The organism is Catenulispora pinisilvae (genome assembly GCF_015356865.1).
Taxonomy (GTDB): domain Bacteria; phylum Actinomycetota; class Actinomycetes; order Streptomycetales; family Catenulisporaceae; genus Catenulispora; species Catenulispora pinisilvae.
On the sequence record NZ_JAAFZA010000257.1, the window covers coordinates 1 to 13,977 of the forward strand.

Annotated in this window: 15 protein-coding genes; 10 read left to right on the forward strand and 5 right to left on the reverse strand. The window is 69.6% G+C overall.

Annotated elements, in window-relative coordinates; genetic code table 11:
* Together IZR01_RS41315 and IZR01_RS41320 are read left to right on the forward strand one after the other, a co-directional pair.
* On the forward strand, nt 1–588 hold a 588-nt coding region (locus tag IZR01_RS41315), incomplete at its 5' end, for a CocE/NonD family hydrolase C-terminal non-catalytic domain-containing protein (protein ID WP_228561174.1).
* Nucleotides 589–639: 51 nt separating this feature from the next.
* Nucleotides 640–1,101 (forward strand): cupin domain-containing protein, encoded by a 462-nt coding sequence (locus IZR01_RS41320; protein ID WP_194898007.1) that lies wholly within the window; start codon nt 640–642, stop codon nt 1,099–1,101.
* Nucleotides 1,102–1,169: 68 nt separating this feature from the next.
* On the opposite strand, the gene IZR01_RS41325 is transcribed toward IZR01_RS41320, so the two are convergent.
* Nucleotides 1,170–1,691 carry a MarR family winged helix-turn-helix transcriptional regulator gene (locus tag IZR01_RS41325; RefSeq protein ID WP_194898006.1) on the reverse strand — a complete coding sequence of 174 codons (522 nt, stop codon included), beginning with the start codon at nt 1,689–1,691 and terminating at the stop codon, nt 1,170–1,172.
* Between the two features lie 86 nt (nt 1,692–1,777).
* Between IZR01_RS41325 and IZR01_RS41330 the strand changes: the two genes are divergently transcribed.
* The 3 genes from IZR01_RS41330 (at nt 1,778) to IZR01_RS41340 (ending at nt 4,619) form a co-directional block, all read left to right on the forward strand.
* On the forward strand, nt 1,778–2,707 hold the full coding sequence (locus IZR01_RS41330; protein WP_194927018.1) for an NADP-dependent oxidoreductase: 930 nt from the start codon (nt 1,778–1,780) through the stop codon (nt 2,705–2,707).
* 67 nt (nt 2,708–2,774) lie between these two features.
* On the forward strand, nt 2,775–3,668 hold the full coding sequence (locus IZR01_RS41335) for an alpha/beta hydrolase (RefSeq protein WP_194927019.1): 894 nt from the start codon (nt 2,775–2,777) through the stop codon (nt 3,666–3,668).
* A 240-nt stretch (nt 3,669–3,908) separates the two neighbouring features.
* Nucleotides 3,909–4,619 carry a Pr6Pr family membrane protein gene (locus tag IZR01_RS41340; RefSeq protein ID WP_194927020.1) on the forward strand — a complete coding sequence of 237 codons (711 nt, stop codon included), beginning with the start codon at nt 3,909–3,911 and terminating at the stop codon, nt 4,617–4,619.
* Nucleotides 4,620–4,737: 118 nt separating this feature from the next.
* Here IZR01_RS41340 and IZR01_RS41345 read toward each other — a convergent pair whose 3' ends face one another.
* Nucleotides 4,738–5,472 carry a GDSL-type esterase/lipase family protein gene (locus IZR01_RS41345; protein ID WP_194898002.1) on the reverse strand — a complete coding sequence of 245 codons (735 nt, stop codon included), beginning with the start codon at nt 5,470–5,472 and terminating at the stop codon, nt 4,738–4,740.
* A 213-nt stretch (nt 5,473–5,685) separates the two neighbouring features.
* Nucleotides 5,686–5,886: a hypothetical protein gene (locus IZR01_RS41350; protein ID WP_194927021.1), complete on the reverse strand. Its 201-nt coding sequence runs from the start codon at nt 5,884–5,886 to the stop codon at nt 5,686–5,688.
* A 123-nt stretch (nt 5,887–6,009) separates the two neighbouring features.
* Here IZR01_RS41350 and IZR01_RS41355 point away from each other — a divergent pair, with 123 nt between their 5' ends.
* Nucleotides 6,010–6,885 (forward strand): DUF4436 family protein, encoded by an 876-nt coding sequence (locus tag IZR01_RS41355; protein WP_194898001.1) that lies wholly within the window; start codon nt 6,010–6,012, stop codon nt 6,883–6,885.
* A 181-nt stretch (nt 6,886–7,066) separates the two neighbouring features.
* Nucleotides 7,067–7,915 (forward strand): alpha/beta fold hydrolase, encoded by an 849-nt coding sequence (locus IZR01_RS41360; RefSeq protein WP_194927022.1) that lies wholly within the window; start codon nt 7,067–7,069, stop codon nt 7,913–7,915.
* Nucleotides 7,916–7,957: 42 nt separating this feature from the next.
* Here IZR01_RS41360 and IZR01_RS41365 read toward each other — a convergent pair whose 3' ends face one another.
* On the reverse strand, nt 7,958–8,497 hold the full coding sequence (locus IZR01_RS41365) for a MarR family winged helix-turn-helix transcriptional regulator (protein WP_194927023.1): 540 nt from the start codon (nt 8,495–8,497) through the stop codon (nt 7,958–7,960).
* Nucleotides 8,498–8,616: 119 nt separating this feature from the next.
* Between IZR01_RS41365 and IZR01_RS41370 the strand changes: the two genes are divergently transcribed.
* The 3 genes from IZR01_RS41370 (at nt 8,617) to IZR01_RS41380 (ending at nt 11,867) form a co-directional block, all read left to right on the forward strand.
* On the forward strand, nt 8,617–9,537 hold the full coding sequence (locus IZR01_RS41370; protein WP_194897998.1) for a DMT family transporter: 921 nt from the start codon (nt 8,617–8,619) through the stop codon (nt 9,535–9,537).
* A 66-nt stretch (nt 9,538–9,603) separates the two neighbouring features.
* Nucleotides 9,604–10,239, forward strand: a complete 636-nt coding sequence (locus IZR01_RS41375; RefSeq protein WP_194897997.1) for a PadR family transcriptional regulator — start codon at nt 9,604–9,606, stop codon at nt 10,237–10,239.
* Between the two features lie 32 nt (nt 10,240–10,271).
* Nucleotides 10,272–11,867 (forward strand): FAD-dependent monooxygenase, encoded by a 1,596-nt coding sequence (locus IZR01_RS41380; RefSeq protein ID WP_194927024.1) that lies wholly within the window; start codon nt 10,272–10,274, stop codon nt 11,865–11,867.
* 49 nt (nt 11,868–11,916) lie between these two features.
* Here IZR01_RS41380 and IZR01_RS41385 read toward each other — a convergent pair whose 3' ends face one another.
* Nucleotides 11,917–12,765, reverse strand: coding sequence for an SAM-dependent methyltransferase (locus IZR01_RS41385; protein ID WP_194897996.1), 849 nt, complete (start codon nt 12,763–12,765; stop codon nt 11,917–11,919).
* Nucleotides 12,766–13,977 lie beyond the last annotated feature (1,212 nt).

Here is a 13,977-nt window from a genome sequence, read left to right on the forward strand (position 1 = left end):
GATCAGGATTCGACTTCGTGGTCCTACCCGGATCCGCGGTGGGCGGCGGGGGTCACCGTGTTCGACGACCGTGGCGTGCCCGATCACGTCGCCCGCGTCAACACCTTCACCACCGCGCCGATGGCGAGCGACCGCGAGTTCACCGGCCACGGCGTGCTGACGCTGTTCGCCTCCACCGACCAGAGCGACCTCGACGTCTTCGTGAAGGTCTCGCTCCTGCCCGCCGACGCTGATGGCGATGGCGGTGCCGGTACGGGACAGCCGATCAAGGTCAGCCAAGGCTGGCTGCGCGCCTCACACCGCGCCGAAGACCCGGAACTGACCCACGACATGCGCCCGTTCCACCGGCATACGCAAGTCGAGCCCCTCACCCCCGGCGAGATCTACGAACTGCGCGTCGAGCTGCTGCCGATGTCCTTCCTCGCCAGAGCGGGTGATCGGATCCGGCTGGAGATCACGAATCAGGACTCGCTGATCGCCGACGCGCCGATGACCCACTTCTACGGGACCAAGGTGGGCACCGACACCTACCATCACGACCGCGCACATCCCTCGACGCTGCGCCTGCACGAGCGTCCCCGGACCTGAGCCCGAACCCGAACCCGAACCCGAACCTCAACGATCCGAACGGAGCGATCCATGAGCATGGCCTACCTCGCGCAACCGGAACAGCAGCAGAACCTCGAATGGCTCGACGGCGGCACCCTCGCGATGCTGCTCGACGGCAAGGCCACCGACGGGCAACTGATGATCGGGCGCTTCGACGTCGCCGAAGGTGAGGCGCCGCCGTATCACAAGCACACCCGCGAGGACGAGGTCTTCTTGCTGATCAAGGGCACCGCGCTGGTCTGGTGCGACGACCAGGAATACGAGCTCGCCGAGGGCGGCGTCGTCTACCTGCCCCGGAACATCCCGCACGGCTACCGCATCACCTCCAAGCGGGCCGACCTGCTGATGATCAACACGCCGGCCGGGATCGAGGGGATGTTCCGCGAGACCGGCCGGGACAAGTCCACGCCGCGCCCGCCCGGCTTCGAGGTCAAGCCGGATCCGGGTCTGGCTGCCAAGTACGGCAACGTCATCGTCGGACCGCCGCGCTGAGCCGCCCGTCCACGATCAGCTGTCCGTGCACGATCAGCCGCCGTGCACGGTCAGCCGTCCGTCCGCGGTCAGCGCTTGTCCGACGCCCCGCTCGCCTCGCCGCGCCTGCGACGCGGCGCCGCTGAGCGGGGCGGAAGCGTCCGCATGTGCGCCCGGATCCTCCCGAGGACGTCGCCGAGCTCTGCGACGTCCCCGTCGCCCAGCGGCGTGAACAGCACGCGCCGCACGACCTCGATATGACCGGGCATCACCCGGTCGAGCAGGTCGCGGCCCTGCGCGGTGAGCGTGACGACGACGCCGCGCTCGTCTTCGGCCGAAGCCTCCTTGGCCACCAGACCCGCTTCGGCCAACTGGGAGACCTGATACGTCAGCCCACTGCGGCTGTGCACGAGCCGGTCCGCCACGTCGGTCATCCGCCCCCGCCCCCCGGTGGCCTCGCTGAGCACGGCGAGGATTTGGAACTGGATGAAGCTCAGGCCGCCCTCGTCGCGGAGTTGCTGGTCGACGGCGTGCTGGAGCAGGTTGCCGACCTCCATCAGAGCGAAGTAGGCGGCGAACTGCTCGGGGTCCAGGGGTGTGGCGTCGGGCATGCGGCCCAGTCTACTTGCTTCGAAATCGAAACACGTCTAGCATCAGATCAGCTTCGAATTCGAAGCACTGAGGAGTGGAGGCTCCGATGAAGGCGATCCGATTCCACGCATACGGCGACCCCGGCGTGCTGCACTACGAGGAGGCCGACCGGCCCGAGCCCGCGGCGGGCGAGGTCCTCATCGAGGTCGCGGCGACCTCGTTCAACCCGGCCGACGCCGGGATCCGCGCGGGCTACCTACAGCAGGTCTTCCCGATCTCGCTCCCGCACATCCCGGGCCTGGACGTGGCCGGCCGGGTCGCCGCCCTCGGCGAGGGGGTGACGCGCTGGAAGGTCGGGGACGCGGTGTTCGGGTTCCTGTCGATGGTCCGGGACGGGGCGGCGGCCGAGTTCGTGGCCACACCGGCCGACGCCCTGGCCGCGGCGCCGACGAGCATCCCGCTCCAGGACGCGGCCGCGCTGCCGGCGGCGGCCCTGACCGCGTGGCAGGCGCTGTTCGAGCAGGCGCAGATCCAGCCGGGCGCCCGGATCCTGATCAACGGCGCGGGCGGCGGCGTCGGCGGGTACGCCGTCCAGCTCGCCAAGCGGGCCGGGGCCCACGTCATCGCGACCGCGAGTCCGCGCAGCGCCGAGGCGGTCCGCGCGCACGGAGCGGACGAGATCATCGACTACACCGCGACCACCCTGGCCGAGGCGATCAGCGAGCCCGTCGATGTCGTGCTCAGCCTCGTCGCCGGCCCCGAATCAGACATCGAAGCCCTGACCGGGCTGATCCGGGACGGCGGGGTGATCGTCACCACGGCCACGCCCGCCACCGGCGACCCGGCCCGCGCCGTGCGGACCGTCGCCATGCAAATGCGGGGCGACGCCGAGCAGCTGGCCGAACTCGCCAAACTGGTCGACGCCGGAGAACTGGCCGTCGAGATCAGTGCCACCCGGCCCCTGTCCGAGGCCGCCGCGGTCCACGAACTCAGCGCCGGCGGCGGTATCCACGGCAAGGTCCTGCTCGTCCCGTAAAGCACGGCGCGATGATCATCATCCCCGCCGTCGCGCCGAACCCCCAAACCCCCTGAAAGGCCTCACCGTGACGCAACAGCAGCGCCAAGCCCTCGACGAGATCCTGCGGCACGGCCCGCTCGACATCGGTGGCGATGTCGCCGAACAGCGCACGATCTTCCACGAGATGATCGCCTCCGCTCCCCTGCCCGACGACGTCTCAGCCAAGCAGGACGAACTCGGCGGCGTTCCCGTCGTGATCGTCGAGACCTCCCAGCTCGATCCGTCGGCCGTGCTCCTCTACCTGCACGGCGGCGCATACGCCCTCGGATCCGCACCCGACTCCGTGGGCCTGGCCTCAGACCTCGCCCGCCGCGTCGGGGCCCGGGCGATATCCGTCGACTACCGCCTCGCCCCCGAGCACCCGTTCCCCGCGGCCGTCGACGACGCGGTCGCCGCCTACCGCGCACTGCTCGACCAGGGTGTGCCCAGCTCCCGCATCGCCTTCGTGGGCGAATCAGCCGGCGGCGGCCTGGTCGCGGCAACCCTCGTCGCCCTCAAGGACGCCGGTGTCCCGCTGCCCTCCTCGGCCGCCGTCTTCTCCCCCTGGACCGATCTGACCGTGTCCGGACCGAGCGCGACCGGCAAGGCCGCCCTCGACCCGGCCCTCACCCCCGAAGCACTGCGCACCAGGGCGCGCGACTACCTCGGCATCCGCGACCCCGCCACCCCGCTGGCCAGCCCGATCTTCGCCGACCTCACCGGCCTGCCCCCGCTCCTCATCCAAGTCGGCTCGCACGAGATCCTGCTCGACGACGCCGTCCGGCTCGCCGCCCGCGCCGGAGAGCACGACGTCCCCGTGGAACTCCAGGTCTGGCCCGAGGTCCCGCACGTCTTCCAGGGCTTCGCCGCGATCCTCGACGACGCGGACCAGGCCCTGAACTCCGCCGCCGCGTTCATCAAGCGCAACTGGACCGACTGACCCCGACTGACATCGACTGGTCCGACTGACCTCTGCGGCGGTCAGCTGCGGGGCCATGTATGGACGTGAATCTCGTCCACGCTGGTGCGGGGGCGGTTAGTCGGCCGGGGCGAGCGTCTGCCTCTGCCTGCTGATCGCCTCGGCCGGCGATCTGTCTCGGCCGGCGATCTGTGTCGGCCGGGGCGATCTGTCTCGGGCGTGTCCCCCGTGGCCGCGGCGCGGAGCGAATATTGTCCGGATATGGGAACGAAGTGGGCACGCCCCTGGTTCGCGGGAACCGCGGCATGCGTCGTGGTCGGCGTCGTCGTGCAGATGATTCTGGCCTGGCGGAACAACATGCCCGTACTCGCCGCCACCGGCGAGCCGTTCCAGACCTTCGGCGGCAGCCCGGCGGGACGGGCTCTGAACGTCCTCGCGTTCTTCACTGTCCAGTCGAACCTGATCGTCGGCGGCACGTGCCTGCTGCTCGCCCTCAATCCGAGCCGGACCTCGACCGTGTTCCGGGTGTTCAGGCTGATCGGGGTGGTCGCGATCGCGGTGACCGGCCTCGTCTACCACGTCGCGCTCAACAATCTGCTCGAACTCGACACCTGGGCCCTGGTCGCCGACAGACTCCTGCACCTGGTGGTCCCGATCCTGGCGGTACTCGGCTGGTTGGCGTTCGGCCCCCGCGGCCTGACCTCACCGCGGGTCGTGACACTGACCGTCCTGTATCCACTCGCCTACATGGCCTTCACCGCCATCCGCGGCCCGCTGTCCTCGAACTGGTACCCCTATCCGTTCGCGGACGTGCACGCCCTGGGCTACCTGCGGGTGATCCTCAACGGTCTTTGGATCTGCCTGCTGTTCGTCGCGCTCGCCGCGGCGGCGGCCTGGCTGGACAAGCGCCTGCCCGGCAAGCCGCTTGGACCCCCTGCCCACCCTGGGCCGTCATCACGGCTTCAAGGTTGAGCAGGGGTGCCGAGTCTGTGCTCGATTGCTCGATCGCGGTGTTACGGCCTGTGCTATCCGTGCTATCCGTGCTATCCGTGCTATCCGTGCTCGGTCACGGTGCTACGGCTGCGGCTGGTCAGGCCGCGCCGGTGTCAACGTTCTTCGCCACGTCCGTCACCTCGGGCAGCGGCCGGGGGTATGGCGATCCCAGGCCGAATCTGCCGGCCAGGGCGTCGGCGAAGGCGGCGGCGATGCGTATCTCGCCGTGGCTGTTGGGGTGGGTGCCGTCCCAGGTGTGGAGTGCGGGGTCGAAGCCGTCGTCGTCCTCGGCCACCACGACCGGGGAGAACGGCAGACTCAGTTCCTGGGCGAGGGATTCCAGCCGGGTGTTGAAGTCGTTGACCCGGGCGGCGAACTCCGCGTCCTGCGCGCCGCGCTGGGTGGGGAGCACCCGTCCGAAGACGAAGCCCAGGTTGGCCTTCTTCCGTCGGGCTTCGGCGATGTAGATCCGCACGTCCTGTTCGACCTGGAAGGCTGTTTCGCCGTACCACGCGAAGTCGTTGATCCCCAGCAGGGTGACCACGACGTCCGGGTCGCAGTCAGTCACGTAGTTCCCGATGCCCTCCATGACGGCGGTGAACGGCTGCCCCCACAGGGCCAGGTGGTGGTTGTCGAAATCGGGGTCGGCGTACTGCTCGCTGTCCTCGTTCGCCTGGGCCTGCGTGAGGTCGTCGAGCCCTTGGCGCGGCCCGACGAAGTGCGCCTCGGAGACCTCGTTCGCCTTCAGGTGCTTCCACAAGCGATAGCGCCAGGTGTAGTCACCTGTGCTGCCCTCGGTGATGGAGTCACCGACGATCATGAACTTCGGCATAGTCCCTCCCGCGCTGCTGTTCCTCGGCGTGGTGGGGCTCCGCTGCTGCGCGCCCACCCATATCAGCCTTTTCACGCCGATAGCGGGCATATGCAGCAGGCACGTTCGGATCACCGGAAGGAGTGGGCGCGCCGATCGCTCGGCCGGAACTTTCGCGAAGGGCGCGCCCGCCGGGTGATGCCGCGACTCCGAATCACATGCGGGGCGTCCAGGCTAGGACGTCTCCGCCAGGGTCTTCACCAGGCCCACCACGTTTCCGTTCGAGCAGTTGTTGGCGTGGTCGCCGACCCAGTCACCGAGGACGGGGACCACGGCCACCTCCTGGAGACACACGGCGGCGGCGGTGAAGTTCCAGTTGTTCGCGGCGTTCACGCCCCCCGAAGGGGGACACGCAGGGCACTGCGATTGGTTCACTCGATCGGGTGAACCTGTCCGGCTCCGGAAGGCGCCGCCGCCGAGGTTCACCGTCCGCGCCTTTACCGTGATCATGGCCGCACGCTGCGGCTTCCTGACGGAGACGACGGACACGGGACGGTTGTGGAACAGCAGAACACAGGTAAGTCCCAACGCAGCTGGCTGCCGATCGCGATCGCGGGACTGGCGGCGCTGACCGCGCTGTACGTGGTCGTCATCACCAGCTTCGTGCACTCCGGCGGAGCACAGCGCGAGACCTTCCCGCCGGCCGGCGGGGCGGCCGTTGACCGGCTGCAAATGGAAGTCAACGTGCTGACCATCGACCCGGTCATGAACTCCTACAAGCTGCGCCTGAAATTCACGCCCGAGGGCTCCTGGGCCGGCGCCGCACGCGGGACCTTGGCCCGGCCGGTCACGATCGTCACCAACGACGTCGGCGGGGCCAAGCCCCAGGAGAACCCGGCAGGGCAGTTGATCCCGACCAAGGACGTCACCCTGGACGCCCTCGGCGAGACCGCGCACTACCCGTTGGACCACCACACCTTCACCCTCGACGTCCGCGCCTACGACGCCGCCGGGGCCCCGGTGCCGATCGCCACCACCTGGATCTCCTCGGTCGACGACTGGAAGCTGGCCCCGCGCATGTCGCCGACGGCCGCGACGGGCGACGTGATCCTGGACATCGACGCCGGCCGCTCCACCTCGGTGCTCATCATGGCGTTCGGCCTGATGACCGTCCTGGGCCTGCTGGTGGTGGTGAACGTGGCGATGGTCGTGCGCGCCATCCACCTGCACAAGGTCGAGTTCACCACCCTGGCCTCACTGGCCGCCACGCTGTTCGCGATCCCCGGTATCCGCAACGGCATGCCGAACACCCCGCCGGTCGGCACCCTGGCCGACTTCCTGGTGTTCTTCTGGGCCCTGATGATCGTCGGCTTGTGCCTGGTTGCGGCCACTCTGGCGTGGCTACAGGCGGCTACGGCCAAGCCACGGGAGTAGCGGCCAAGACTGCTGGCTGGTCCACTCGAACCTCGCCTGGATCCGTCGGGGCGTGAAGCGGCTGGGTGTGAAGCCGCTGGGGTGTGAAGCGGCTGGGGTGTGAAGCGGCTGGGGTGTGAAGCGGCTGGGGTGTGAAGCGGCTGTGCGCGCCTTGTGAACGGGCTTTGCGACAGTGGGCCGCATGGACAGCTTCCGCTTCGAGGGCCACGACATCAGCTACCTGCGAGCCGGGTCAGGCGAGCCGATCGTGTTCCTGCACAACGGCGGGACCACACACCGCGTCTGGACACCGCAGTTCGAGTACTTCGCCGCCACGCACGACGTCATCGCGCCGGACATGCTCGGCTACGGCGCGTCGGCCAAGCCGCGCGTGGACTACACGCTCGGTCTCTACGTACGCATGCTCAGCGCCCTCATCGAACACTTGGATCTGCGCGCCGTGACCCTGGTCGGCAACTGCATCGGCGCCGCGACCGCGCTGCGTTACGCGGCCGGCGCGCCCGAGCGCGTGAAGCAGGTCGTCGCCATCAATATCCTGACACCCGACACCGTCGCCCGCGGCGCCCTGGGCCCCTTCATCGGCCTGGCACGGCGCAGCGCGCTGGCGGCGAAGCTGCTCGGCCGGCTGCCAGTGCCCGCCGCGATCAGCGGCCGGGTCTTCCAGCGGACGCACTTCGTCGACCCGGCGCGCGTCGACCCCGCCATCCTCGCCGACCTTCGCGGACGCTACCGCGACCGGGCCCAGAACCGAGTCCTGATGAGCCTGGCGGCCAACATGCGAAGCTTCACGGCCGCCGACCCCGTCGCTGATGTCAATGCCGATGCCGATACCGATGCCAAGGTGCCGGTACTGACCGTCTGGGCCGCGTCCAACCACATCCTTCCGCTGTCCGCGGGACGGCGGCTCGGCCCGGCGTCGCAGCCCACGGCCATCGTCCCCGGCGGCCACCTCGCGATGCTGGAGCAGCCGGAGGCGGTCATCGCGGCGATCGAGTCAATGTTCGCAGACGCACGAGGGTCCCAGGACTAGGCAGGCCTTGCAGCGCCTTTAGCCTCTGAGACCAGATCGCCCTCAACCGTTGCCCTCCACCCCCTCAACTCGATGGCCGGTCCCGCCGTCAAGACGCTCCTGCCAGTCGGTGAGCAGCCTCTCAAGCGCTTCTTGTTCCTCACCCGCGAGCAGCCCGAGAAGCCGGTGCTCATTGCGCATATGCGCGGCGAAAGCCTCGTCGATCAGCCGACGGCCGGCTTCGGTGAGGGCGACCATGCGGCCCCGTCCGTCCTCCGCGGTACGACGGCGGGTGACGAGCCCGGCGCGCTCCAGGCGGTCGATCCGCTTGGTCATCGCGCCCGTGGTCACCATCGTGTGTGCGGCGAGCTCACCCGGGGCCCGCTCGAAGGGGGCGCCCGCCCGGCGCAACGCGGCCAGCACGTCGAACTCGCCCTCGCCGAGCCCGAAACGTTCGTAGACCACGCGCAGCTCAGCGGTCAGGCGCGCCGCCAGCCGGTGCAGGCGGCCGATCACGGCCTGCGGGGAGACGTCGAGATCGGGCCGCTCGCGGCGCCACTCGGCCTGGATCGCGGCCACGCGATCGGCGGGCGCGCTCGCCATACCGCTATCGGCCGACCCGGCCCCTAAGCCTTCTGATCCAGCCTCCGCCGCTTGCTCCCTCTGCTGGTCCACAACCTCACCCTACCGGCATAACTTCCACGGAAGCTATATTAACTTCCATGGAAGCTAGTACCCGCTGGACCGTGCTGACCGCGATCCCGCCGATCGCCTGGGGCGCCAACTACTACGTCGCCCATGCCTACCTGCCGGCGGACCGGCCACTGTGGGGAGCCACCCTGCGCGCGCTACCGGCCGGACTCGTCCTGTTGGCCATCGCCCGCCGCCGACCCCACGGCCGGTGGTGGTGGCGCTCTGCCGTCCTCGGCCTGCTGAACACCGCCACGTTCTTCGTCCTGGTCTACATAGCCTCCACGCTCCTGCCGACCAGCATCGCCTCGACAGTCATGGCCGCCTCGCCGCTGGCGATGCTGCTGATCGCCTGGATGCTGGCCGGACAGCGGGCGACGCGCGCCCACCTGATCGGCGCCGTGGCAGGCCTAGCCGGAGTAGCTCTGATGCTGCTGGGCGGCGCCGGGGAGAAGGTCAGCCTGCCGGGCGTCCTGGCCTCCGCGGCGGCGATGCTCACCTCCACAGTCGGCTACGTGCTCTCAGCGCGCTGGCGCGACGGCGCGGACCCGCTGGCCATGACGGCGTGGCAGCTCACAGTCGGCGGCCTGGCACTCCTTCCGCTCGCCGTCATCGCCGAAGGGGCGCCGCCCGTGGCGAAGCCGAGCGTGGTGCTGGCGTTCGGGTACGCCACCTTGGTGGCGACCGCACTCGCCTTCGCCCTGTGGTTCGGCGGGCTGCGGCACCTGTCGGCCGGAACCGTGGGCCTGCTCGGGTTACTCAATCCCCTGACCGGCGTGCTGCTGGGCACTCTGCTGGCCGGCGAAGCGCTTGGTACGCGTCAGTGGTGCGGGCTAGCGCTGGTGATCGGCGGAGTCCTGCTCGGACGACAGCGCTCGCAACCCCGCCGCGCAGCACCTGCCGCGCAGCAGTTGCCACCGAAAGCGGCCCCCGAGCCGGTTCCCGAGACGTAGCCGACTCCGAGACAGAGCCGGTTCCGAGATATAGTCGGTTCCGACTATTAGGGATCGGTGATGTTGATGGCGAGACGCAAGGTCTCCAACCCGTTGGCGTTGGCGGTGCTCGGGCTGTTGCAGGAACAGTCGATGCACCCCTACGAGATGGCCTCCACCCTGCGGGAGCGCCACAAGGACGGCAGCTTCAAGGTCAACTCGGGGTCGTTGTACGACACGGTCGAGGCGCTGGTCCGGCACGGATGGATCGAGCCGGTGGAGACGGCGCGCGACGGCCGGCGGCCGGAGCGGACCGTGTACGCGCCGACAGAGCTCGGCCAGGCGGAATTCGTGCGCTGGGTCGACGAACTCGTGCGCACGCCGATCGCCGAGTACCCGAAGTTCCTCGCCGCCGTCTCCTACCTCGGTGCCCTCGGGCCGGACGGCGCGGCGGACGCGTTGACCGAGCGTGCCGGGCATCTGGTCCAGCGGATTGAGCAGACCCAGGCAGTACTCGACGAGACGGTCGGCTCCGGCGCGGTCCCGCGGCTGTTCATGATCGAGGTCGAGTGCGCACTGCACGCCTGGCAGGCCGAGCTCGACTGGACCCGGCGGACCGTCGCCGAGATCGGCGACGGCCGCCTGGCCTGGCCTCGGGTCGAGCGTACCGAGCAGGGCTGGACTTGGTCGGCAGCCGATGACGGGAACGGATCCGAGCGATGAGTGAGATAGCAGCGGGTACCGCCCCGACGGCGATGGCCGAGGTACCGACACCCGCGACCGAGGCACTGCCCACATCCACCGAGGTACTGATCGTCGGAGCCGGACCGGCCGGGCTGCTACTCGCCGCCGAACTCCGGCTGGCCGGCGTCGACACGGTCGTAGTCGAGCGCCATGCCCGGCGGCCGGACTTCTGCCGGGGCTTCAATCTCAACGCCCGCGCCCTGGATCTACTCGCGCGCCGCGGACTCGCCGACCGGTTCGTCAGCGAGGGCTGGCAGGTCCCGAACGCCGCCGTCTCGGGCCTGCCGGTGACGTTCCACCTCGCCGGGTCCCACACCGACCATCCCTTCACCCTCGGCATCCCGCAGACACGCGTCGAGGAGATCCTTGAGGCCCACGCCGTCAGCCTGGGTGCCGACATCCGGCGCGGCCACGAACTCCGTGCCCTGCATCAGGACGACCAGTTCGTGACCGCCACTATCGCCACCTCCACCGTCGCCGACACCCCCACCGTCGCCACCGGTGCCGGCGAGTACCGAGTCCGCGCCGCGTATCTGGTCGGCTGCGACGGCGGCCGCAGCACTGTCCGCAAACTGGCCGGCATCGACTTCCCCGGCACCGCCGCGACCCGCCACACCCTGCTCGGCGACGTCGAACTCGCCGATCCCGCGGCGCTGCCGTTCGGCGCCACCGACGGCCCGGGCGGCACGGTGTTCGCCATCCCCCGCCCCGGCTACGTACGGATCATCACCGCGGACCAGGATCCCCCGGCGGACAAGGACACACCCGTCCCGCTGAGCCTGTTGCAGAACGCCGTCGACACCGCGCTCGGCCGGCACGTCGAGCTGCGGGCCGCACGCTGGCTGACGCGCTTCGGCGACGCGGCCCGGCAGGCCGCCGAATACGCGCGGGGCCGGATCCTCCTGGCCGGGGACGCCGCGCACATCCACCCGCCGGCCGGGGCGATCGGCGTCAACGTCGCCCTGGACGACGCCTTCAACCTCGGCTGGAAACTCGCCGCCACCGTCCGCGGCACCGCCCCGACGGACCTGCTCGCCAGCTACCACACCGAGCGGCACGCGGCCGGTGCGCGGGTGCTGGCGAACACCCGGGCCCAAGTCCTCCTCGCCGAAGCCGGGACCGAGGCCGAGGCCGACGGCCGGCTCAGGCCGCTGGTCGACCTGCTCACTCGCGTCGCCGCGCACCCGGCCGGCAACCGCGCCTTCGTCGAGACCGTCACGGGCCTGGACACCCGATACGACATGCTGCCCGACGGCGACCATCCCTGGCTCGGCAAGCTGTGCCCCAACCTCGCGCTGACCACCGACACCAGCACCAGCACCGGCACCGGCACCAAAACCAGCACCAAAACCGGAGCCACCGACCTCGTCACCCTCCTGACCCCCGGTCGCGGAGTCCTACTCGACCTGACCGAAGGATCCGACATCAGCGAGTCGGCACGGGGATGGGGTGACCGCGTCGACGTCATCCGCGCCGCCTGCCCGGACCACCCCGACCTGCGTGCCGTCCTGCTCCGTCCGGACGGCCACGCCGCCTGGCTCCAGACCACCGCCCACGATCACACCGACGGCATCCAGCAGGCACTGCAACGCTGGTTCGGTCCGTAGTCGACCGCTCGGCAGGTCACCGACCGGTTCCCGCTCCCCCGACTTCCGATCACCCGGTCCCCGCTCCCCCGGCTCCCGCTCCCTTCCGGGCGAGAACGCCGAGGCTGGGCACGTTCGGAGTGTCGCCGTCTTTCAGGCTCGGCAGCCAGACGTCCACGTCGACCAGGCCCGGCGGCTGGATCTCCAGGCCGGTCAGCCACGGCGCGACCTGCTCGGCGGATCGGGGCGTGAACGGCACGCCGGTGAACTGCAAATAGTTCCGGGCCGCCTGCTGCTGCGCCGCCAAAGCGGAGCGATCATGGCTGCCGTGCGAGATCGCGAGATAGCTGCCCGGCCCGCACGGCTCCATGAACGCCCGCACAATCCGCGCGGCCTCGGCATCATCCGGGATGAAGTGCAGCACCGCGAACATCAGCACGGCGACCGGCTTGCCCCAGTCGATGTTCTCGCGCACCACCGGATGGTCCAGCACAGCCTGCGGCTCACGAAGATCGGCCAGCGCCGCATGCGCAGTGGGGTTGTCGGCGAGCAGAGCCCGAGCGTGGGCGATCGCGACCGGATCCATGTCGATGTAGACGACCGTGGCCCCCGGAGCGGCAGCCTGGGCGACTTCATGCACATTGCCAGCCGTGGGAACACCAGACCCGAGGTCGAGGAACTGCCGGATGCCATACGTGGTGACCAGCTCATCGACGACGTGCCGCAGGAACGCCCGATTAGCCCGAGCCCAGGCCGGCAAGGTCGGCAACGCCTCCGCCGCACGCCGACCGGCCTCCCGGTCAGCTTCGAAGTTCTGCGAACCGCCGAGCCAAAAGTCATAGATCCGCGCGATACTCGCCCGGCTGGGGTCGACTTCAGGCAGGCTCAGCGCCAACTCGGCCGCGTCAATGGAGTCCATACGCCCATGGTGACGTGGAGTCGGCGATGACGGTTAGTCGTGCTGGTCCGGTTCGGGGTGCGGATCTTTTTCGAGGGCTGGAGTTTGCGGGCCGGGTTGCGGCTGCGCTGTGGGTTTTAGAAGCTTTTTACGGCCTTCGGTCATAGTTGTGCCGGTTCGGGGTTCGGGGCGGCGGGTGTGTTCGTCGGCTGCCGGTTTTCGCGTTCACGACCCCGCCCCGCCTCAGGCCTCTTCGACTCCGGCAAGTCGGAACAAGGGCAAGATCAAGATCAAGAGCCAGATCAAGGTCAAAAGCTATGGTGAAGAGCCCGGCGCCTCCGGCGGGGGCTCTTGGCTCCCTCGGGGAACTGGCGCTGCTCCATAGGGTGGTCCGGTCAGGGCCCTGCGCTGGCGGTTTGTGAGGTGGTGCGGTTCGTTCCCCACGGTCGCGTCGTCAGCCCCAAGGGGTACAGCACCGGTGTCCGGGAGTAAAGTCCGCGCCGTTGCGGTCGGGGCTGCAAGCTGCGGTTTGTATAGCGCGAACTTGACTCCCGGCCACCGGCACTGTAGGCAAAGCCCTGCCGACGCGACCGAGGGGAACAAACCGAAAACCAGCCGGAGAAGTACAAAACTGGTGGTTCGGTACCGGCGACTCGGCGAGTTCGGCCGCCGGTCCAGCGCGTGGCAGCGCGGCAGTCCCGAGAGTGCGCATTCTAGGCTGGCGAGTGCGAGTGCGAGTGCAGATGCGGGCGCGGGCGCGGGCTCGCCTGGCCGCCAAGGCCGATGCTGGCGGATAGCAAGGTGCGCGCCGGGCGATGTCGGCAGTCGGCGGCTGGCAGCCGAGAGCACGGCCGATCCGTTGCCGCATAGGGCATACCGGATACTGCATACCGCACTCGGGCATGTTCTCGACCAGCTGACGAACGGCCCGCCGCCACGCCCTCACCGGCAGCGGCATCACCAGCCTGCGTCTACGGGCCCTTCGGTTGCTCTTCTTCCGGTTGGTTTTCGGTTCGTTCCCCTCGGTCGCGTCGGCAGGGCTTTGCCTACAGTGCCGGTTCTCGGGAGTCAAGTTCGCGCTGTACGCGACCGCCACCTGCCCGCCTGACCGCAGCGCGCGGACTTTACTCCCGGGGTTCGGCGCTGTACCCCTTGGGGCTGACGACGCGACCGTGGGGAACGGACCGCAACCACCTCACAAACCGCCGCCGCAGGGCCCTAGCCGGACCACCC

Coding starts and splice junctions, on each gene's coding strand:
- IZR01_RS41375 (WP_194897997.1), top strand. CDS start 9,604: ATGGCGAGACGCAAGGTCTCCAACCCGTTGGCGTTGGCGGTGCTCGGG.
- IZR01_RS41370 (WP_194897998.1), top strand. CDS start 8,617: ATGGAAGCTAGTACCCGCTGGACCGTGCTGACCGCGATCCCGCCGATC.
- IZR01_RS41380 (WP_194927024.1), top strand. CDS start 10,272: ATGGCCGAGGTACCGACACCCGCGACCGAGGCACTGCCCACATCCACC.
- IZR01_RS41340 (WP_194927020.1), top strand. CDS start 3,909: ATGGGAACGAAGTGGGCACGCCCCTGGTTCGCGGGAACCGCGGCATGC.
- IZR01_RS41330 (WP_194927018.1), top strand. CDS start 1,778: ATGAAGGCGATCCGATTCCACGCATACGGCGACCCCGGCGTGCTGCAC.
- IZR01_RS41360 (WP_194927022.1), top strand. CDS start 7,067: ATGGACAGCTTCCGCTTCGAGGGCCACGACATCAGCTACCTGCGAGCC.
- IZR01_RS41365 (WP_194927023.1), bottom strand. CDS start 8,497: ATGGCGAGCGCGCCCGCCGATCGCGTGGCCGCGATCCAGGCCGAGTGG.
- IZR01_RS41385 (WP_194897996.1), bottom strand. CDS start 12,765: ATGGACTCCATTGACGCGGCCGAGTTGGCGCTGAGCCTGCCTGAAGTC.
- IZR01_RS41320 (WP_194898007.1), top strand. CDS start 640: ATGAGCATGGCCTACCTCGCGCAACCGGAACAGCAGCAGAACCTCGAA.
- IZR01_RS41325 (WP_194898006.1), bottom strand. CDS start 1,691: ATGCCCGACGCCACACCCCTGGACCCCGAGCAGTTCGCCGCCTACTTC.
- IZR01_RS41345 (WP_194898002.1), bottom strand. CDS start 5,472: ATGCCGAAGTTCATGATCGTCGGTGACTCCATCACCGAGGGCAGCACA.